The 19229-nt window shown below is 37.6% G+C and carries 21 protein-coding genes and 1 other annotated feature; of the genes, 6 read left to right on the forward strand and 15 right to left on the reverse strand.

All coding sequences use genetic code 11. From position 1 onward, the window contains the following. Window positions 1–35 precede the first annotated feature (35 nt). The 6 genes from nadE to rplK all read right to left on the reverse strand — a co-directional run bounded on the left by nadE (window position 36) and on the right by rplK (window position 5007). The gene (nadE, locus tag CBF30_RS05575) at window positions 36–863 is read right to left on the reverse strand and encodes an ammonia-dependent NAD(+) synthetase (protein ID WP_126823555.1); all 828 of its coding nucleotides are present in this window, start codon (window positions 861–863) and stop codon (window positions 36–38) included. Between the two features lie 82 nt (window positions 864–945). Then, on the reverse strand, window positions 946–2415 hold the full coding sequence (locus CBF30_RS05580; RefSeq protein ID WP_126823557.1) for a nicotinate phosphoribosyltransferase: 1470 nt from the start codon (window positions 2413–2415) through the stop codon (window positions 946–948). A gap of 223 nt (window positions 2416–2638) precedes the next feature. Then, window positions 2639–3007 carry a 50S ribosomal protein L7/L12 gene (gene rplL, locus CBF30_RS05585; RefSeq protein ID WP_126823559.1) on the reverse strand — a complete coding sequence of 123 codons (369 nt, stop codon included), beginning with the start codon at window positions 3005–3007 and terminating at the stop codon, window positions 2639–2641. A 45-nt stretch (window positions 3008–3052) separates the two neighbouring features. Next, a complete protein-coding gene (gene rplJ / locus CBF30_RS05590; RefSeq protein WP_126823561.1) occupies window positions 3053–3559 on the reverse strand; it encodes a 50S ribosomal protein L10 in 507 nt (168 codons plus the stop codon). A 40-nt stretch (window positions 3560–3599) separates the two neighbouring features. After that, window positions 3600–3724: a sequence feature (ribosomal protein L10 leader region), on the reverse strand. A 56-nt stretch (window positions 3725–3780) separates the two neighbouring features. After that, window positions 3781–4470, reverse strand: a complete 690-nt coding sequence (rplA, locus tag CBF30_RS05595; protein WP_126823563.1) for a 50S ribosomal protein L1 — start codon at window positions 4468–4470, stop codon at window positions 3781–3783. 111 nt (window positions 4471–4581) lie between these two features. After that, window positions 4582–5007 carry a 50S ribosomal protein L11 gene (rplK, locus tag CBF30_RS05600; protein WP_126823564.1) on the reverse strand — a complete coding sequence of 142 codons (426 nt, stop codon included), beginning with the start codon at window positions 5005–5007 and terminating at the stop codon, window positions 4582–4584. 344 nt (window positions 5008–5351) lie between these two features. Here rplK and sdaAB point away from each other — a divergent pair, with 344 nt between their 5' ends. Together sdaAB and sdaAA are read left to right on the forward strand one after the other, a co-directional pair. Then, complete coding sequence (gene sdaAB, locus CBF30_RS05605) at window positions 5352–5972, forward strand: L-serine ammonia-lyase, iron-sulfur-dependent subunit beta (protein ID WP_390221172.1); 621 nt, start codon at window positions 5352–5354, stop codon at window positions 5970–5972. Between the two features lie 20 nt (window positions 5973–5992). Continuing rightward, window positions 5993–6859 (forward strand): L-serine ammonia-lyase, iron-sulfur-dependent, subunit alpha, encoded by an 867-nt coding sequence (gene sdaAA, locus CBF30_RS05610; protein ID WP_126823567.1) that lies wholly within the window; start codon window positions 5993–5995, stop codon window positions 6857–6859. Window positions 6860–7122: 263 nt separating this feature from the next. Here sdaAA and CBF30_RS05615 read toward each other — a convergent pair whose 3' ends face one another. The 4 genes from CBF30_RS05615 to rpmG all read right to left on the reverse strand — a co-directional run bounded on the left by CBF30_RS05615 (window position 7123) and on the right by rpmG (window position 9071). After that, a complete protein-coding gene (locus tag CBF30_RS05615) occupies window positions 7123–7983 on the reverse strand; it encodes an alpha/beta fold hydrolase (protein WP_170168953.1) in 861 nt (286 codons plus the stop codon). Window positions 7984–8077: 94 nt separating this feature from the next. Further along, on the reverse strand, window positions 8078–8620 hold the full coding sequence (nusG, locus tag CBF30_RS05620; RefSeq protein ID WP_126823571.1) for a transcription termination/antitermination protein NusG: 543 nt from the start codon (window positions 8618–8620) through the stop codon (window positions 8078–8080). A 106-nt stretch (window positions 8621–8726) separates the two neighbouring features. Beyond that, window positions 8727–8897 carry a preprotein translocase subunit SecE gene (secE, locus tag CBF30_RS05625; protein WP_281273585.1) on the reverse strand — a complete coding sequence of 57 codons (171 nt, stop codon included), beginning with the start codon at window positions 8895–8897 and terminating at the stop codon, window positions 8727–8729. Window positions 8898–8918: 21 nt separating this feature from the next. Then, entirely contained in the window at window positions 8919–9071 is a 153-nt protein-coding gene (gene rpmG / locus CBF30_RS05630; protein ID WP_126823575.1) for a 50S ribosomal protein L33, read from the reverse strand. 198 nt (window positions 9072–9269) lie between these two features. Here rpmG and cbpA point away from each other — a divergent pair, with 198 nt between their 5' ends. Beyond that, window positions 9270–9911 (forward strand): cyclic di-AMP binding protein CbpA, encoded by a 642-nt coding sequence (gene cbpA / locus CBF30_RS05635; RefSeq protein ID WP_126823577.1) that lies wholly within the window; start codon window positions 9270–9272, stop codon window positions 9909–9911. A gap of 54 nt (window positions 9912–9965) precedes the next feature. Here cbpA and CBF30_RS05640 read toward each other — a convergent pair whose 3' ends face one another. Both CBF30_RS05640 and recD2 read right to left on the reverse strand, forming a co-directional pair. Then, window positions 9966–10457, reverse strand: a complete 492-nt coding sequence (locus CBF30_RS05640; protein WP_126823579.1) for a QueT transporter family protein — start codon at window positions 10455–10457, stop codon at window positions 9966–9968. A 202-nt stretch (window positions 10458–10659) separates the two neighbouring features. Continuing rightward, complete coding sequence (recD2, locus tag CBF30_RS05645) at window positions 10660–13281, reverse strand: SF1B family DNA helicase RecD2 (RefSeq protein WP_126823813.1); 2622 nt, start codon at window positions 13279–13281, stop codon at window positions 10660–10662. 176 nt (window positions 13282–13457) lie between these two features. Here recD2 and CBF30_RS05650 point away from each other — a divergent pair, with 176 nt between their 5' ends. Then, window positions 13458–14099 carry a L,D-transpeptidase gene (locus CBF30_RS05650; RefSeq protein ID WP_126823581.1) on the forward strand — a complete coding sequence of 214 codons (642 nt, stop codon included), beginning with the start codon at window positions 13458–13460 and terminating at the stop codon, window positions 14097–14099. Between the two features lie 146 nt (window positions 14100–14245). Here the strand turns inward: CBF30_RS05650 and budA are convergent, their stop codons facing one another. The 3 genes from budA to CBF30_RS05665 form a co-directional block, all read right to left on the reverse strand. Then, window positions 14246–14971: an acetolactate decarboxylase gene (gene budA / locus CBF30_RS05655; protein ID WP_126823583.1), complete on the reverse strand. Its 726-nt coding sequence runs from the start codon at window positions 14969–14971 to the stop codon at window positions 14246–14248. A gap of 514 nt (window positions 14972–15485) precedes the next feature. Beyond that, a complete protein-coding gene (gene trmL, locus CBF30_RS05660; RefSeq protein WP_126823585.1) occupies window positions 15486–15992 on the reverse strand; it encodes a tRNA (uridine(34)/cytosine(34)/5-carboxymethylaminomethyluridine(34)-2'-O)-methyltransferase TrmL in 507 nt (168 codons plus the stop codon). A gap of 208 nt (window positions 15993–16200) precedes the next feature. After that, window positions 16201–17055, reverse strand: coding sequence for a methyltransferase domain-containing protein (locus tag CBF30_RS05665; protein ID WP_126823587.1), 855 nt, complete (start codon window positions 17053–17055; stop codon window positions 16201–16203). Between the two features lie 129 nt (window positions 17056–17184). Here CBF30_RS05665 and CBF30_RS05670 point away from each other — a divergent pair, with 129 nt between their 5' ends. Together CBF30_RS05670 and CBF30_RS05675 are read left to right on the forward strand one after the other, a co-directional pair. Then, window positions 17185–18534 carry an amino acid permease gene (locus tag CBF30_RS05670; protein ID WP_126823589.1) on the forward strand — a complete coding sequence of 450 codons (1350 nt, stop codon included), beginning with the start codon at window positions 17185–17187 and terminating at the stop codon, window positions 18532–18534. Between the two features lie 24 nt (window positions 18535–18558). Continuing rightward, on the forward strand, window positions 18559–19191 hold the full coding sequence (locus tag CBF30_RS05675; RefSeq protein WP_126823815.1) for a copper homeostasis protein CutC: 633 nt from the start codon (window positions 18559–18561) through the stop codon (window positions 19189–19191). The last annotated feature ends 38 nt before the right edge of the window (window positions 19192–19229 follow it).

Below are 19229 nucleotides of genomic sequence, written 5' to 3' on the forward strand. Positions count from 1 at the left end.
TACTCTAGCTCTAAATTTTCAGACTACACTATCAATCATTTCCAAAAATCATCAAAAATCGTAATAGGCAAATGACGTTTATGCTCTGTTTTGATAAACCAATTTTCAATGGTTTTTGCTGCTTGTTCAGAAACTTCTTTTCCTTCCAAATAATCATCAATATCATCATATGTGACACCCAGCGCTACCTCATCTGCTACAAGTGGTTTGCCGTCTTCTAAATCTGCTGTTGGTACTTTTGTATAAATTGCAGCATCTGCTCCTAATTCTTTTAATAATAACTTTCCTTGACGCTTGTTCAAACGAAACAGAGGCAAAATATCTGCACCTCCGTCACCGAATTTTGTAAAGAAACCTGTGACATTTTCTGCAGCATGATCTGTTCCAACTACAGCTCCTTTAAGTTGCCCAGCAATAGCATATTGTGTAAGCATCCGTTCTCTTGCTTTCATATTCCCTTTGACAAAGTCTTGTACTTCAACGCCGGCTGCTTGAATGGCTCCAACTGCCGCGTCGACTCCTGGTTTGATGTTTACTCGAAGTGATTGGTCTGGTTGAATAAATTCCAGCGCTTTCTTAGCATCTGCTTCATCAGCTTGTTCGCCATAAGGCAAACGAACAGCTATAAACTGATATGTGTCATCGCCAGTTTCTTCACGTAATTCTTCCATTGCTAATTGGGATAAACGACCCGCAAGTGACGAATCTTGTCCTCCACTAATTCCTAGTACTAATGTTTTTAAAAAAACGTGTTTCTTAAAGTAAGCTTTGATGAATTCAATGCTAATTCTTATTTCTTCCTTGGCATCAATCTCTGGTTTGACAGATAATTCACCAATAATTCGTTGTTGCAATTCTCTCATCCTTATCCCTCCAACAAGTTTATAGATTTATTATATCATAATTTCAGTCACATGTAATATTTTGTCACATAGATTTCACTTTCTATTTTTGTTGCATTTTTGCTACATCTAAACGAACTTGCTTGATCACGTTCATCTTATGATCCCAACATTTTTGTGACAAATCAACTGGGTACTTTTGTGGATTTAGATCGCGTTTGTATTCTTCCCAAAGAGAGTCCAAATGCTTATTCGTATCTGCCTTAATCTGTGACAAACTTGGTAAGTCATAGACGATTTTCCCATTTTGATAGATTTCTTGTAAGACAGGGCGAGCCACAAATTCACTGACCATTTTACTAATATACGTATGGACAGGATGAAACATGTAGAGACTCTCTTCTTCTCTAGGATCTTCGTCCCAAAGAGTTATGTAATCTCCTTCAGATTTTCCACCTTGTTTTCTCGTAATACGCCAAACTTGTTTTTTACCAGGAGTGGAAACTTTTTCTGCATTGCCTGATAACTTGATTGTATCAACCATTTCTCCGTGATCATTTTCGATTGATACCAGTTTGTATACCGCTCCCAAAGCTGGTTGATCGAAGGCGGTAATTAGTTTAGTGCCTACACCCCAAACATCGATTTTTGCGCGTTGCATTTTTAAGTTTAAAATGGTGCCTTCATCTAAATCATTAGAAGCATAGACTTTTGCTTCCGTAAACCCAGCTTCATCTAGTTGGTTGCGCACTTTTTTAGAAATATAAGCCATATCTCCACTATCAATACGCACACCTAAAAAATTAATCTGATCACCCATTTCCTTTGCTACTCTGATCGCACTTGGAACGCCAGAACGCAGAGTGTCATACGTATCGACTAAAAAGACACAGTTTTTGTGCGTTTTCGCATAAGCCATAAAAGCATCATAATCATTTCGATAAGATTGGACCAAAGAATGCGCATGCGTTCCACTCGTAGGAATCCCAAAGATTTTTCCAGCACGAACATTACTGGTCGCGTCACATCCACCGATATAAGCAGCTCGCGTTCCCCAAATAGCTGCATCTAGTTCTTGAGCACGTCTTGTACCAAACTCCATAAGAGGCTCATCCCCCACAACTGATTTGATTCTAGCCGCTTTTGTCGCAATCAAAGTTTGATAATTAACAATATTTAATAATGCTGTTTCAATCAATTGGCATTGAGGTAAGGGACCTTCTACTTGAACGATTGGTTCATTTGCAAAAACAAGTTCCCCTTCCTTCGCCGAACGAATCGTACATTGAAATTTAAAATTTTTGAGATACGTTAAAAATTCTTCTGGATATTCTTCTACTTCTCTTAGATAGTTCAAATCATTTTCAGTAAATTTTAGATTTTCGATATAATGAACAAATCTCTCTAATCCTGCAAAGACTGCATAGCCATGTTTGAACGGCATTTCTCGAAAATAGCATTCAAAAACCGCTTTTGTATTATCTCTACCTAATTCCCAATAGGTCTTCATCATATTAATTTGGTATAAATCTGTATGCAAGGTTAAACTGTCGTCGACATAGGTCTTTTTCATCACGTTCTCCTTTTCATTACAAGTCTTTTTTCAAACTTGTCCTAAATATTTTATCACTGAATAATAAAAGAAGAAAGAATTTTTAGCGAAAAGATACAGAAATACACATCTTATTTTATAAGAATATCCGTATTTTTAGTATTACCTGCTATTTTTCCGATACAATAAAAAAAGCTGTAACCCAATTATATCAAGGGTTACAGCTTACAAACTTGCGTTAAAATTATTTAACTTCTACAGAAGCGCCAGCTTCTTCAAGTTTTGTTTTGATTTCTTCAGCTTCTTCTTTAGAAGCTCCTTCTTTAACTGGTGCAGGAGCGCCATCAACAACAGCTTTTGCTTCTTTAAGACCTAAGCCAGTGATTTCACGAACTGCTTTGATTACTTTAACTTTTGAATCTCCAGCAGAAGTTAATTCAACTGTAAATTCAGTTTGTTCAGCAGCCCCACCAGCAGCAGGACCAGCTGCAGCAGCTACAGGAGCAGCAGCAGATACGCCAAATTCTTCTTCGATAGCTTTTACTAAGTCGTTTAATTCTAAAATTGTTGATTCTTTCAAATCAGCAATGATTTGTTCAATGTTTAATGCCATTTTAATTTCCTCCAATTATAGTTGTTTTGTTTTGTTACGCCGCAATTAAGCTGCGTCGCCTTCTTCTTTTGACTCTGCCACAGCATTGACAGCGTAAGCCACATTGCGGACAGGAGCTTGTAGTACTGATAACAGCATAGATAGTAAACCTTCGCGACTTGGTAATTTTGCAAGTGCCACAACTTCTTCTAGAGAAGCTACTTTCCCTTCAATTACGCCACCTTTAATTTCTAATGCTTTTGCTTTTTCAGCAAATTCATCAATAATTTTAGCGGGTGCAACCACGTCTTCTTTACTAAATGCTACTGCTGTTGGTCCAGTAAAGACATCTTTCATTCCTTCTAATCCAGCTTTTTCAGCTGCACGTGAAAGAATTGAATTTTTAATTACTTTCATTTCAACATTAGCTTCGCGCAATTGTTTACGTAATTCTGTTACTTCTTCTACTGTTAATCCACGGTAGTCAACAACTACAACAGAAACAGCTTCTGAAAATTTTGCAGAAACTTCGTCTACTAATTGTGCTTTTTTAGCGATTATTACTTCACTCATTTATCTTTCACCTCCTGAAAAATGATGGTGGAGTTTTTACTGTAAACAATAAAAAACTCCATGCCACCGTAGACATAGAGGGACTATTGACAAATTCTCAATATTGTCCTCGGTAGGAAATTAAGGCAAGCCACCTACTGTCTTCGGTACATATAACTATTAACCTAGATAAAAGTATCATATATTTCTATCTAGGTCAATAGATTAAGCAAAATTTCTAATTAAAATGATGCTGCGTCTACTTTTACCCCAGGACCAAATGTTGTTGTCACTGTGATATTTTTAATGTATTGACCTTTAACAGTCGCAGGTTTGATTTTAACTAAAGTTTCGTTAATTGTTTGGAAGTTTTCTAATAATTTTTCATTATCAAATGAAACTTTTCCGATTGGTAAATGTACGTTACCAGCTTTATCAACACGGTAAGTTACTTTACCAGCTTTTACTTCATTAACAGCTTTCGTTACGTCCATTGTTACAGTACCAGTTTTAGGGTTAGGCATTAAACCTTTTGGTCCTAAGACACGACCTAATTTCCCAACTTCTGCCATCATATCTGGAGTTGCAACGATAACATCAAAACCGAACCATCCGCCTTTGATTTTTTCTACTAAATCAGCATCTCCGACAAAATCAGCTCCTGCTGCTTCTGCTTCTTTTGCTTTTTCGCCTTTAGCAAAAACTAAAACTGTTTGTGTTTTCCCAGTTCCGTTTGGAAGCACAACTGCTCCACGGATTTGTTGGTCTGCTTTTTTAGGGTCAACGTTTAAGCGGTACGCCACTTCTACAGTTGCGTCGAATTTTGCAATATTTGTTTCTTTCGCTAAAGCGACAGCTTCAACTACTGGATAATTTTTTGTTGTATCAACTTTTTTCAATGCATCTTGCATTTTTTTGCTTTTTTTAGCCATTTTGTTTCCTCCTTGAATGTGGTTATAACGGTAGAACCTCCCACGAGAGTCATATCTTTCAATATGAAACCGACTGAGAAGCTACTTCCGGGCGGTTACGTTTTACTGAAATTATTCAGAAACAGTAATCCCCATGCTTCGTGCAGTACCTTCAACCATGCGCATAGCAGCTTCGATATCTGCAGCGTTTAGGTCTTGCATTTTTGTGGTTGCGATTTCTTTTACTTGATCTTTTGTAACAGATGCAACTTTAACTTTATTTGGTTCGCCTGACCCTTTTTCCACTTTTGCAGCTTTTTTAAGTAATACTGCAGCGGGTGGTGTTTTCGTAATAAATGTAAATGAACGGTCTTCGTATACAGAAATTACAACTGGGATAATTAAACCAGCTTGCTCTGAAGTGCGTGCATTAAATTCTTTACAGAATCCCATAATGTTCACACCTGCTTGTCCTAATGCTGGACCTACTGGTGGAGCTGGATTTGCTTTACCTGCAGGAATTTGCAATTTCACTAATTTTTCTACTTTCTTTGCCACGAGACATACCTCCTTAAGTCCGTGATGTGGTTGAATGGAGCTAAAAATTTCTCCTCCCACGTCTTGCAATAAGAGTTCGTGCTCTTATTTTCTTTTGCATAGCAAAAGACGTACGTAAAATACGCACTCTAATATTATAGAGGGAATCCAATTTTTTTGCAAGTTTTTCTTTTGATAATTTATTACTTTTGTACATTTCAATCGCAATCTTCACTTCTTGTTTTTTTTTCTTCCGCTTCAAATCTATTTATGATAGTATCTAATCATTAATAAACTTGTCAGAATGGAGAATTTTTGTGCAGACAGAACAATTTAGAAGTGTTTTTGATATTATTGGACCAGTTATGATTGGGCCGAGCAGCTCCCATACTGCTGGTGCTGCTCGAATCGGCAAAGTCGTTCGGCAAATCTTTGGCGAACAACCCACACAAGTTGATATTTTCCTTTATGAGTCGTTTGCCAAAACTTATCGAGGTCACGGGACTGATATCGCCCTGGTTGGAGGCTTACTGGGAATGGGGCCTGACGATTCCAGATTAAGTGAGTCCTTAAAAATCGCACATGAAAATGGAATGGAAGTTTTATTTGTACCCAAAAAGGAAAAAGCGGAGCATCCAAATATGGTGCGTATGGATGTGTCAAATGGCACACACGCTCTTAGCGTTACGGGCATTTCAATTGGAGGAGGCAACATCCAAATTTCCGAGTTGAATGGCTTTAAATTAAACTTAACTTTAGGTATTCCAACTATTATTATTGTCCACCAAGACGTTCCTGGTATGATTGCCAAAGTGACTCAAACTCTCTCTAATTTTGGAATCAACATTGGAACGATGACCGTGACACGAGAATCAAAAGGTGAAAAAGCTATCATGATTATTGAAATTGATCAACCAGATATTGGCAATTTATTGGAAGAAATAAAGGAACTGGATGATTTATATAGTGCCACTTTTTTTAAATAACATTATTTAGGAGGAAAAATATGTTTCATTCTATCGAAGAACTGGTACAATTAAGCAACCAGCTCGGCTCTGTTTCAGAAGCTATGATTCAAGTTGAAATGGAAACCTCTGGTCAAGACAGACAAGTCATCTTGAACCATATGAAAAACAATCTTGCTGTTATGAAGCAATCAGTTGATGAAGGAATCGCAGGAGTTGAGTCTGTGACTAAACTAACTGGTGGAGACGCCAAAAGGATGGATGACTACCTAAACAAAGGACAAACTCTAAGTGGCCCTACCTTGTTAAAGGCAGTTAGGAATGCTATTGCCGTCAACGAAGTAAATGCAAAAATGGGCCTAATCTGCGCCAATCCAACGGCTGGAAGTGCTGGAGTGGTTGCTGGTGTTCTGACTTCTATTACTGAGACACGTGCGTTATCACTTGAGCAACAGCTTGAATTTTTATTCACTGCAGGTGCTTTTGGTTTAGTCATTGCGAACAATGCCTCTATCAGCGGAGCTGCTGGTGGCTGCCAAGCTGAAATTGGTTCTTCTAGTGCGATGGCCAGTGCTGCCCTTGTCGCAATTTCAGGTGGAAGTCCTGACGCAAGCGCACAAGCTGTTGCGATTACTCTCAAAAATATGATGGGACTCATCTGCGATCCTGTGGCTGGACTAGTGGAGGTACCTTGCGTTAAACGAAATGCCTTAGGGGCATCTCAAGCTTATATTTCGGCCGACATGGCTTTAGCGAGTATCTGCAGCGTGATTCCCCCTGATGAAGTGGTTGCTGCAATGTACAAGGTTGGCGTTCAAATGCCTAGTAGCTTTAAAGAAACAGCAGAAGGTGGCTTAGCTGACACTCCTACTGCTCGCAGATTAGAAAAAGAAATTTTTTCTACATAAAATAAAACAGGTGAATAAGGCATTTATATGTTCTATCTGAGAACGAAGCTCGCCTTTCAATAAAAATAACTAGCGTGGCACCTAAGACTAATGTTTGAGTTTAGTCTTAGGTGCCACGCTATAAAAATGCCAAAATTTTTGTTAATTTCAACTTATTTTCGAAAGATTTGCTACCACTTCCACCCTTTCTACAAATACTGAAAGCCTGAGACATCACTTTAAAGTGATATTCCAGGCTCTTTTTTGTATTGCTTCGCTCCGTTCTATTTTCCCCACAAAAATCGTACCACCATGTTATCTACTTCTTCATTTTCATGAAGTCCGCTATGATTGGCTGCTTTTCCTTTTACATACTGAAACTGATAGTTTACCCCGTGTGTCCGAAGTAATTTTCCAATGCCAGCAACACTTCCAATTGGGACGGTGCCGTCTCCATGTGTTTGCTTGTCAATTTCACCACCAATATTGAGAATTTTTGTTGCAATAGAAACTTGCGCCATTTTTTGAGTAAATTCTTGATATCTTTCTGATTCCTGATTTGACAACACCCCTTCTTTATCAATCATTTCAGTAGACCGACTGTCTTCGATAAAGTTATTAAACGGCGCACCAATGGAAACAAATTTGCTTACAATGGGCAGATTTTCTTGATTACTGTAGGTTAACAGATATCTTAAGCTACTTACTCCTCCCATAGAATGTCCAACTAAATTGACCTTTTCGACACCATATTTCTCTTTCAAATAAACCAAGACATTCTTAATCCATTTTGCCTGATTCCATTCATTGTTTTTATTATCCTCAAATAAGACCTGAATCAATGGATTATTTTCTTTTTCAAAAACACCACTTTGCTCAATCGTTCCATCTTCTTGAACGGTTAACCTAATGGATGTGACACCGACTGTTTGTTGGCTAAAACGCCGAATCATTCCCCCAAAAGAAAAACGAGTTCCGCCATACCCATGGATAAACACTGTAGGTACACTAGACTTGGTTACATTTTCTTTTTGGGGTTGCTCTTGATCCGTAACGCTTTTAAAAGAATGATCCTTTTGTCCATAAAAATAACTGAAACCTAGAACCAAGCTGAGAAGCAATACAATCCACCATATTTTTTTCATTTTTCCCTCCATAATACAAAAAAGATGCAAGCAAAACACTGCCCCCATCTTTTCTATCATCCATCAGATACTCTTCTAAAAAACTCATTTATATTTAGATTTTGTCTATTTGTTCAAAATCAAGCTCCGTACTTGTTTCACGGCCAAACATATCAATGTTTACTTTTAATTTTTGACGTTCAGAATCGATTTCGGTAATAATTCCTGTCAGACCAGAAAACGCTCCTTCAATAATCGTTACTGCTTCTCCTAGCTCAACATCCAATTCTTTATGACGCGTACTTAACCCTAATTGACGTAAAATATGTTCAATTTCTTCTTTTAGAAGCGGAGCAGGCTTACTTCCTGCACCATGTGAGCCAACAAACCCAGTAACACCTGGCGTATTACGGACTACATACCAAGAATCATCGGTCATCACCATTTCTACGAGTACATAACCGGGGAATGTTTTTTTTGTATTAATCTTTTCTTTACCATTTTTTACTTCGCGTTCTTCTTCTTCTGGGACAACTACGCGAAAGATGTAATCTTCCATCCCCATACTTTGTGCACGTGATTCAATATTTGCTTTTACCTTATTTTCATACCCTGAATAAGTGTGTAATACATACCATTGTTTTTCAAATGTTTCCATTTCGAGTAGTCCCTCACTTTGTGTAAAATAAAAAAACCTCAGATTACCGAAGTTTTCTCTTCAGACATAGTATAGCACTGTTTTTAAAGCTTGACTAGTCCATTTCTTATAAGAATAAGTTTAGTGCTTGTTTGATTGCAAAATCAGCTACTGCAAAGAAAGCGGCAAAAATGATGGTTGTTTCAATTACAACGACAACATCTTTTCTAAGTTGCTTTTTTGAAGGCCAAGTAACGATTTTCATTTCTTCATTTACGCTTTTAATAAAGTTCCCAATTTTTTTCACAATACATTCTCCTTATTTTGTTTCTTTGTGTAATGTATGTTTTTGACAATATTTACAGAATTTTTTTATTTCTAAACGTTCGGTGCGTTGCCCATCATTGACTGATTTTGAATAGTTGCGAGAGCCACATACAGAACAGGCCAAGGCTGATTTTTTCACTGCCATTCTCTTTCCCCCTATTCCATGTCATACAACGTTACAATATCATTTATTATAAAAACTGTCAATCTTTCCTTTTTATTGAAATCAAGGATTTTAGTTAATTTAACAAAAAAATCCCTATTTTAGTGAATTCTTCTATTGTTTTTAACAAAGGTATGGTATATTTTTACTGTATATTAGCGCTTTTAGAGGGGGAATTCCATGTTAATTAAATCAGTTGTTATCAAAAAAGATAACCTAACGACCGTTGATGAATCTTGTACTTTAGAACAAGCATTGACCATACTTGAACAATCTGGCTACCGTTGCGTCCCTATTTTAGACGAATCTGGTAAAATTTTTAGAGGAAATATCTATAAAATGCATATTTATCGTCACAAATCAAATGGTGGAGATATGAGTTTACCTGTTACACATCTGCTTAAGAATGCGACAAAATTCATCTATTTAGACTCTTCTTTCTTCAAGGTTTTCTTTACAATTAAAGAGTTGCCTTACATCGCTGTTTTGGACAAAAATCATCAATTTTACGGTATTTTGACTCACAGTACGTTATTAAACATCTTGGCACAATCTTGGAACGTCCAAGAAGGCAGCTATGTATTAACGGTTGCTTCTGCTGGACGCCACGGAGACCTTGCACTAATGACAAAAATTATTTCTAAATTTTCAAGTATCGCCAGCTGTATCACATTAGATATTGGGAAAGATGAATTTATTCGTCGAACAATGTTTACTTTACCGGCCGGTACAACAGAAAAAACTACAGAAGATATTATTGCTGCTTTAGAGAAAAAAGACTTTAAAGTTGTAGAAATTGAAAATTTGGCAAAAGAAGTTTAATCCACTCAACTAAAAAGACTGGGAACTAACGCAAAAGTTAGGTCCCAGTCTTTTTTAGTCTAGTTTAAACTTTACACTTTTGCCCACCACATACATGATTGGTGCTGATAAAGTCATAATAATCGCTTCACTCAAAGCAGTGGAAGCATACGTTGCCCAAAATGGTAATTGAAAGGCAATATGCAACATCCAAGCGATTGAAAACATACTAATCGTAAAAATAAAAATATTGAACACCATACGTGCCCATGTATTTTTTACAAATTTACAAAATAACGCCGTGAGACCCAACGCAATAAGTGTTTGACCACTACCAAAAACAACGTCTAACCACCCTGCCTCAGCGTATAAAAGATTGTAAATAAATACACCTCCAAACACGCCCCAAATTAGCTTGCGATTAAAAACAACTACATGATTTAATGCTTCTGATATTCTAAACTGAACTGCCCCTTGTGAAACTGGACTAACCATAATTGTTAAAACTAAATACATGGCTGCAAGAATCCCATTGGCAAGTACTATTCTTAATTTTTTATTTCTCATTTTCTTCCTCCTAGTTTTGATAATGCGGGATGGTTGATGAACCGCAGTATATTGATACGTTTTTTATAGTAACACAAACGAATTTTATAGCAAGTCTTTCTTGTATTTTGCAACAAAAAGTTCTGAGACGAGTCACTTTTTATTCTTAAATATAGGTTGCTCACTTTTGCGCTTTTCCTCAGAAAGTTAGTGCTGAATCTGCTCATTCCATATAATCATAGGGCGTCTCATCGTGCATCCCAATCATGGGAGAGACTTGTAACTCTTCAATCATGGGGATTGTCAAACGTTTCTCTTGATCATTTTTAGTGCCCGTTTCTACGGTCAGTTCTTTTTCTTTATTTATTGGATCAAATAGCGAAACTGCCACTGCCTGATTTGCTGATTTTTGCGTTTCATTGTCTTTTTGATGAGAGGATTCTTTTATCTGTGTTTCTTTATTTTCTAGAATACTTGTTGTCGCTATTTCTTCCGTCTGTTCCCCTTTTTCTAGTTCCTCTTGCGCTACTTTGGACAACCCTTCTTCGTATGCTTCTAACTGCAATCTAACATCTAATTTCATTCCATCGGTCTGTTCAATCCGCTCTTTCAAGGAGGTATGGCGAACAGAAGATTGCTTGTGGACACACGTCTCGAAGGCTTCTGGCTCGCCTAAAAGAATCAGCAAATTCTTACTTCTGGTAATTGCAGTATATAGGAGATTACGCTGTAGCATTCGTTGATACTGACGAACCATTGGGAGAATGACCATATTAAACTCACTTCCTTGTGACTTGTGGATAGAACAACAATAAGAAAGCGTAATTTTATTCCATTCGTTCCGTCTGTAAGTCACTTCTGCGCTATCAAATTGAATCACCAACTCATCAACTTTGTCCTCAGATTCTTTGGCTAAAATGATTCCCGTAATCTCTCCCATATCACCATTAAACACGTTACTTTCAGGACTATTCACTAACTGTAAGACCTTATCTCCTATGCGATAAATTTTATCATTCCATTGAACTTCTTTTCTTGTTTTGTCTGGGTTCGGATTAAATATTTCTTGCATCATTTTATTGAGTGCATCAATTCCAGCCGCCCCTCTGTACATCGGGGCAAGGACTTGAATATCCTGAGCACGAAACCCCTTCTCTTTCGCTCTGGTGACTACTTGTCGAATAATCGGTTCAATTTGGTACGCATTTGCTTGAAAAAAGGAACGATCTTTTTGATTACTAATAAAATCTTTGGGAAGTAAACCGTTTTTTATATCATGTGCTAAAGAAATAATGGTGGAGCCATCTTCTTGCCTAAAAATTTCATTCAGCTCTCTTTTGGGAATGGATGAAACTGCAAGCAAATCATGGAAGACTTGACCAGGTCCAACCGATGGCAGTTGATCCTTATCTCCCACAAAAATCACTTGCATATTAGTCGGGATGGCTTTTATTAACGTATTGGCCAACCAAGTATCAAGCATTGACATTTCGTCTATAATCAAAAGACCGCCTTCTAGTTCTTTAGCAGAAACTGTCGTGTTTTTTTCTCGGCCACTTAGCCCAAGCAAGCGATGAATCGTTCCAGCAGTTAATCCAGTTGTTTCGTTCATTCTTTTGGCTGCTCTACCAGTCGGGGCAGCAAGCAAAATTGGGAAGATTGCTTGATGATAGTCATTGATATCAAGTGATAAACCATTTAGCTCTGCAAATAGGGATACAATCCCGTTAATCACAGTAGTCTTTCCTGTACCCGGACCCCCAGTTAAAAGAAAAAGTGGGGATTTGATTGCGGCCTTCATTGCTTCGACCTGTGAATCCCCATAGACAATGTCTTGTTTTTTTTCCAATAAACGGATTGCTTTATCGATCGCTTTTTCATCATAGTGAATCTCTTTTTTGCGAGCCAGCAAGCGCTGGATTCCAGTGCCAATTCCCCATTCCGAAAAATATAAGGAGTTTTCATAAAGCTTGGTGTCCTCTTGCTGAATTTTTCCTTCATTGGTCAAATGAATAATCTCATCTGCTACCTTATTAGGACTTATTTCAAAAGGACGACTTGCTTCTAGTGTCTGCAATGTTGCACTTAGTAATTGCTCAGCAAAAACATAGGTATCCCCAGTACTCATCGAATGTAAAAGCAATTCATAAAGGATTGCCGCACGAATTCTTTGTGGAGCATCTGCTTGAATGCCCACTTGTTCAGCTAAATTATCAGCGCGCTTAAAACCCACCCCTTCAATATCTTCAACTAAGCGGTACGGATTTTCTCGAATCAACTCCATCGTCTCTTCTTTATACGTCTGATAGATGGCAAAAGCTAAGCGATTCCCAAAGCCGTACTGATTCAACCCTACAATCGTTTGTTCCATCCCGTAGTTTAAGCGTAGCGTTTCAAGCAACGTTTGACGCTTTTTTTCGTTTAGATTTGGAACTTCATTCAAGCATTCTGGTGTATCAATCATCTTATCAATGGCTTTTTCTCCCAAAACTTCCACAATGGCTTCCGCAGTTTTACGACCAATGCCACTGAATTTTTCGCTTGATAAATATGCAACAATTCCACTCTCAGAAGTAGGTTTTTCCTGAATGTAACTTGCTACTTGAAACTGTCGCCCAAATTTTGGGTGATCTACAATTATCCCAATAAAACGGTATGTTTCTTCTTCTTGAATTTGTCCAAAACTTCCTGTTACAACAATTTCTTTTTCTAAGAAGTTCGTATTGGTTTCGACGACCTTTATTAGCATCACTTTATAAAAATTTGCTGCGTTTTCAAAAAAAATCGCCTCAACTTTTCCAACAATATATTCTTGCTCTTCTTTTGTTCCACCAAGTCGTGTCATCTCACTCAACAGTTTCACCTACTTTTTCTTTCTCATTCCTATAGTTTATAAGTAAATCAACCATTAATCAATAGGTTCTCAGAAATGAACAGATAAAAAACTTTCTATTCACCCGCTTTTGATTTAAAATAAAAGAGGAATCATTTTATTTTTATTGAGTTGAAAAGGAGCATTCTATGTCCAAAAAGAAACTATCAAAAAAAGGCAAAAGAAATCGATTTCTTGCTCTGAGCATCTTGGTTTTACTTTTTCTCTTACTAGTATTCAATTTAGGCCGTTCTTTTTCCAAAAATGACAAAAAAGAACGTCATTCGATGACGACAGAATCTTCTATCACAAGTTCTTCGTCGACTTCTACTTCTACTTCTACTACCAAGGAATCGGCAATTGACTGGCGTGCTCCCTCACAAACAAAAGCTTACCCAACACTTCAAACAGGCGACTGGGTACTCGTCTCGACAAAAAAGCAACGTGTCTATGTGAAAAGAGGCGAACAAGTTCTTTACACTATGTATTGCTCAACAGGTACAAATGATAGTCCCACCCCACTGGGGACTTATAGTGTTGAAGCAGAGCGCGGAGAAAACTTCTATAACGCGGCCTCAGCTGAAGGAGCAAATTACTGGGTTTCATTTAAGGACCACGGTATCTACTTATTCCATAGTGTTCCCGTGGATCAAAATGGTCAGTATATCGAAAGTGAGGCAAAACATTTAGGAGTCACTGCAAACTCTCACGGTTGTGTTCGTTTATCCGTTGCGGATGCTAAGTGGTTTTATGAACATGCTCTTTATGGGATGAAAGTGGTTATCGAATAAAAAAACAAGCAGGGTAAAAACGAATTAAGTTTTTACCCTGCATTCTTTTTATTGTATCCCAATATAGCATGGTATCCAACCCCTTAATTGGTGTCCAAAAATCGGCTAAGTCTGCCTATTTTTCTATTAAATCAACTTTTATCATTTTAGTTTTCTGCTTGTAACATCTCAGCATGTAGCTGATCTGTCTTGATTATCAAGTCATTAAAGCGCGGGCATACAGTTGGAAAATGCTGTAGTAGGGAGTTGACTAATTGAACTTCCAACTTGCCATTCACTGCATGTGCAAAAAGCAAATGTCCCGACACCTTCTTGTCCTCACTCAGAAAATGAAGATGAAATCCCGGTGCGGCAACGCCTGATAATAGACTGGGGGTGAAAAATCCAATAATATCTCCTGAAAGGCTAGCATACTCATACTCAGGCTGTTGATCAGAAACTTCAACTAGTCTTGGATAAGGGACTACTTGTTTCGGCATAATTCTAATCTTGACATTTTGAAAGTTTCCTTTTATATGAACGGATAAAAGAGCATTATTTGTTTTCGCCAATTTTAGCGTCCGGTGCTTCATTTCATCCAAATCGGTGTGGACTAGCTTTTCTTTCTTTGAGAGTTTTGAATCAAAATTGCTAACAGATCCATACGGAATAAGCGTTTGTACAGTCTCTTTTTCAGAGAGTATCCGAACTTCTCCGCTTGAATCAGCGTGATAAGCTGTACCATTTAGTATTGTCACTTCTCCATCTAAACCTTCCAATGTCCCAATTCCAAAGTTTCCTTGTTGCAGTAGCTCAGCCATTGTCAGTGATCCTTCAAACATGCCCTCAACCAAGTAGGCTAATGTACCGTGTTGATATAAATAGTGTGTCATAGTTGGTGCTCCTCTATTCTTTATTTACCAACAGCTAACTTATTGTAAGCAAATTATACTGCACATTTTTTCTTTAAGAAAGAAATATGCCCATCGGCTCAACTGAACATACTTTATTTCACCTCAACTATCATGCTCCAATCTCAACAAATAAAAGATGTGAGCCAAAGAGAGTTAATCTCTTTGGCTCACATCTTGCTTTTGAATATGCCAACCAAATAAAGTCCACAAGCCTTGAAAGCACATCATGCTCCAAACACTTTACGTAACATGTCGTGCCCTCTTTCTTTGAGCAGCAACTACTTATTTGAAATTGCCATTATGCTACGACTACATGTTGTCGGGGGAAATAACATGTAGCTAATTTCAGTATATTTATGTAGATATATTTTATCAACAATAAATTTTTCTTTTATAAAGAAAGCGTGAAACGAAAGGGATTCCCCTTTATTTCACACTCAAACCAACTAGCTTTCCAACCTGGTGGGAGCACTAACGCCGTTTTTGACTTTTACTAGTCCAACTTGTCTTTATCGTAATGGTGCGTTAGCTCTAAATTTGGGAAGTCTTGTTGGCGTAATGCTTCATAAATTACTAACGCTGCTGTATTAGAAAGATTAAGCGAACGAACATGTTCATCATTCATTGGAATTCGCAAACAGTTCTCTTCTTTTTCGCGCATAAAGCTCTCTGGTAACCCAGTTGTCTCCTTACCGAACATAAAATAATGGTCTTTTCCATCTGCGTAATTGACTTCATTATATGTCCGATGACCAAACTTTGTAATCAAATGAAGTTCGCCCCCTCCCATCTCTGCTAAAAATTCTTTTAACCCTGAATGATAGAAAATCGCGACATCATTCCAGTAATCTAGTCCCGCGCGTTTTAAATGCTTGTCATCCGTCGAAAAGCCTAAAGGTTCAATTAAATGTAAAGGGGTATTTGTGGCTGCACATGTGCGCGCAATATTGCCAGTGTTTGCAGGTATTTGTGGTTCAAATAATACAATATGATTGGTCATTTTATACGAAACCTCCGTGTATTTTTGGATAAAAAAAGAACGTATCGCCTCGGTGTCTAGCACTGCGAGTCGCTACGTTAGTGACGCCAATTTCACTAACTTTTATCAGAACAGGAATCTGATAAAAACCAATGAAAAAGAACTTGTACATACTATAACACCAAGTTTTTTTTTTTGCAATAGTTTTGTTAAGAAAACCTTAAAAATGTTATTTTTTTGCGACTATAATGTGAACATCTACCGTAATTTCGGGAATAAATACTTGCTCAGCTTGCTTTTTAGCTTCCGCGGTTGCCCCCCATTGAATCGGCGACATTCCCCTTAAAGAAGCTTGTAACTCTTTTGTTACTTTAAACGTGTATGTTTTTCTCTCACTACTCAAAACCGTCATTTCTTTGTGAATTTTTTCTAGGACTAGCTGATTGGAATAGGACTGTTTTGTCTCTTGATCTTCATAGAATAATGCTCTTAATTCCTTTAAATATCCACTCTCAGGAATGACCTTAATAAGTAATCCATCTTGCGTCAAAACTCGTCTAAATTCTTCATAATGTGACGGTGAAAAAATATTTAATAAACAATCCACGCGATTCGTCTGAAAAGGTAGATTAGTCAGATCTGCTACACACCAGAACGCATCAATTTCTTGATTCGTAGCAAGTTGAACTCCTGCTTTAGAAATATCAAAGCCAATGTTGCAAGCTTTCCCCTCTTTTGGAGCAAGCTTGCTTAAAAAGCTCCCCTCACCACAGCCAACATCTACTATGACCGCTTGATTCAAATGAGCAATAGAACCCTTTAATGTTTGAATTAACTCCTCATAAAGTCCTGCTTGAATCATGTTTTGACGATGACTAAGCATTTCTTTGTTGTAATCTGTTTGCACCTGATGTGTTAAGAAAAAAAGGGTTCCCTTTTTAGATAAATCAAATTTATGCCCCGATTGACAACAAAAATCATGCTGTTCCACTGCTACAAATTCTTCTTTACACAAGGGACAACGGAAAACTTGCTTATAATTCGTTAGAAAATCTGCCGCACGGTCAATTTTCTTTTGTAACATAGTCTCTTCCTCCTACACTTGTTTGCCTCTCCTATTTTAGCATAAAATGAAGGAATTGGATGTCGCCTAGATATTTTTTCTTATATCTAGTACAATAAAAGTATTCTTTTTAAATTTTGGAGTGAGTTGATGAAAAATACAAATGAATTATCGCGATCATTGACACGGAGACATGTACAAATGATTGCAATTGGAGGGGCAATCGGGACTGGGCTTTTTCTTGGCTCTGGTTCCACGATTCAAGCGGCTGGACCTGGAATCATGTTATCCTATCTCGTTGCTGGGACATTTTGCTTCTTTTTAATGCGCGCATTGGGCGAACTTTTACTTTCTAATTTAAAGGCCCGATCTTTTATGGACTTAATCCAAATCCATATGGGAGACCGGGTTGAATTTTTAGTTGGTTGGAGTTACTGGTTATGTTGGCAATGTGTTGCAATGGCTGATTTAACTGCTAGTGGGATTTATATTCGCTTTTGGTTCCCAAATGTACCACAATGGTTGCCCCCACTAATTATTATTTTTTTATTACTTGGCATGAATTTATTCGATGTAAAACTTTTTGGTGAGATGGAGTTTTGGTTCTCCAGTATTAAGGTCTTTGCAATTCTTGCTTTGATTGCAACCGGAGCTTTTATGCTATTAAGCCAAATAAAAATTGGTACTCACATCGCCCAGCTGTCTAATTTAACAGCACATCATGGCTTGTTCCCTAAAGGTGTTGGTGGTTTGACTGCTTCTTTACCCATGGTCGTATTTGCTTTTGCTGGGATTGAAATGGTTGGCCAAACTGCTGGTGAAACAGCCAATCCAAAACGGGATATTCCAAAAGCAATCAATACACTTCCCGTCAGAATTGTTTTATTTTACATCGGTTCATTATTTGTTTTAATGTGTATTTATCCTTGGCATCAGATTTCCACATCGCAAAGTCCTTTTGTGCAAGTCTTCTCTGGTCTTGGAATTAAATCAGCGGCTGCGATTGTCAATTTTGTGGTATTGACGGCTGCTCTTTCGGCTTGTAACAGTGCTATTTTTAGCACGAGCCGCTCTGTCTATACACTCGCTAAAAGTCATAAAGCACCTCAACTATTTGCCAAAACTAACAAGCGGAATATCCCCGTTACTGCTTTACTCTTTTCTTCTTGTACGTTGCTAATTATCGTACTCATGAATTATTTAATTCCAAGTAGTATTTTCATTATTATATCCGGCGTTGCAACTGTTAGTTTCGTATTTGTATGGAGCGTACTCGTAATTTGTCATTTGAAGTATAGAAAATCTATTAAAGAAGAGCAGCTTCACCATTTCCGAATGCCTTTTTATCCGATTTCTAACTATTTAACATTGCTATTCTTTCTGTTTACTTTAATCATATTTTGCTTAAATAAACAAACTATTTACTCTCTTATCTGTGCCATTATTTGGCTGGTGCTTCTATCTTTCTTTTATAATTTAACGAAAAAAAAACAAAAATAAATGTGAACTGAGGACTCTTCTATGATAATTAAAGAATTCTGTGCAGAAAATTTTACAAACATTCCTTCAGCCATTATAGCTGGTGCAACACGAATCGAGTTGTGTGATAACTTAGCTGTTGGTGGTACGACGGTCAGTACTGGCGTGTTAGAAGAAACCGTTTCCTACTGCAATGAAAAAAATATTCCCGTCATGGCGATGATTCGTCCACGTGGTGGAAATTTCATCTATCATGATACGGAGCTTAAAATTATGCATACTGATTTGATTGAAGCAAAAAAAATAGGAGTAGACGGGGTAGTATTTGGTGCGCTTACTTCGGATAATTGGTTAGACGAAGAACTATTACTTGAACTTATTGATGTTTCAGAAGGTTTGCAAATTACCTTTCATATGGCCTTTGACGCGTTAAGTAAAGAAAACCAATTCAAAGCAATTGATTGGCTGAGTGCTCAGGGAGTTCACCGCATTTTAACTCACGGGGGCCCGATTGCTACACCAATCGAAACAAATTTTGATCATCTAAAAGAGCTGATTGCATATGCAAATGGTCGTCTTACAATTTTGCCTGGTGGAGGAATTACCAGTGACAACGCTCAAACTGTTTTAGAGACGCTCTGTGTATCTGAGATACATGGGACTAAAATCGTGAATTGAAAATAAAAAGGACACTTCAAATTTGCAGCTATACTGCA

This window comes from Vagococcus entomophilus (assembly GCF_003987595.1).
Classification (GTDB): Bacteria; Bacillota; Bacilli; order Lactobacillales; family Vagococcaceae; genus Vagococcus_E; species Vagococcus_E entomophilus.

Excerpts from the sequence above, each read along its gene's own strand:
- sdaAA (WP_126823567.1), top strand. The coding sequence starts at position 5,993 with ATGTTTCATTCTATCGAAGAACTGGTACAATTAAGCAACCAGCTCGGC.
- budA (WP_126823583.1), bottom strand. The coding sequence starts at position 14,971 with ATGACACACTATTTATATCAACACGGTACATTAGCCTACTTGGTTGAG.
- rplA (WP_126823563.1), bottom strand. The coding sequence starts at position 4,470 with ATGGCTAAAAAAAGCAAAAAAATGCAAGATGCATTGAAAAAAGTTGAT.
- CBF30_RS05615 (WP_170168953.1), bottom strand. The coding sequence starts at position 7,983 with ATGAAAAAAATATGGTGGATTGTATTGCTTCTCAGCTTGGTTCTAGGT.
- rplJ (WP_126823561.1), bottom strand. The coding sequence starts at position 3,559 with ATGAGTGAAGTAATAATCGCTAAAAAAGCACAATTAGTAGACGAAGTT.
- CBF30_RS05580 (WP_126823557.1), bottom strand. The coding sequence starts at position 2,415 with ATGAAAAAGACCTATGTCGACGACAGTTTAACCTTGCATACAGATTTA.
- nusG (WP_126823571.1), bottom strand. The coding sequence starts at position 8,620 with ATGGAAACATTTGAAAAACAATGGTATGTATTACACACTTATTCAGGG.
- recD2 (WP_126823813.1), bottom strand. The coding sequence starts at position 13,281 with ATGACACGACTTGGTGGAACAAAAGAAGAGCAAGAATATATTGTTGGA.
- CBF30_RS05670 (WP_126823589.1), top strand. The coding sequence starts at position 17,185 with ATGAAAAATACAAATGAATTATCGCGATCATTGACACGGAGACATGTA.
- rplL (WP_126823559.1), bottom strand. The coding sequence starts at position 3,007 with ATGGCATTAAACATTGAACAAATCATTGCTGATTTGAAAGAATCAACA.
- rpmG (WP_126823575.1), bottom strand. The coding sequence starts at position 9,071 with ATGGCAGTGAAAAAATCAGCCTTGGCCTGTTCTGTATGTGGCTCTCGC.
- CBF30_RS05665 (WP_126823587.1), bottom strand. The coding sequence starts at position 17,055 with ATGTTACAAAAGAAAATTGACCGTGCGGCAGATTTTCTAACGAATTAT.
- cbpA (WP_126823577.1), top strand. The coding sequence starts at position 9,270 with ATGTTAATTAAATCAGTTGTTATCAAAAAAGATAACCTAACGACCGTT.
- trmL (WP_126823585.1), bottom strand. The coding sequence starts at position 15,992 with ATGACCAATCATATTGTATTATTTGAACCACAAATACCTGCAAACACT.
- sdaAB (WP_390221172.1), top strand. The coding sequence starts at position 5,352 with ATGATTGGGCCGAGCAGCTCCCATACTGCTGGTGCTGCTCGAATCGGC.
- CBF30_RS05640 (WP_126823579.1), bottom strand. The coding sequence starts at position 10,457 with ATGAGAAATAAAAAATTAAGAATAGTACTTGCCAATGGGATTCTTGCA.
- CBF30_RS05650 (WP_126823581.1), top strand. The coding sequence starts at position 13,458 with ATGTCCAAAAAGAAACTATCAAAAAAAGGCAAAAGAAATCGATTTCTT.
- nadE (WP_126823555.1), bottom strand. The coding sequence starts at position 863 with ATGAGAGAATTGCAACAACGAATTATTGGTGAATTATCTGTCAAACCA.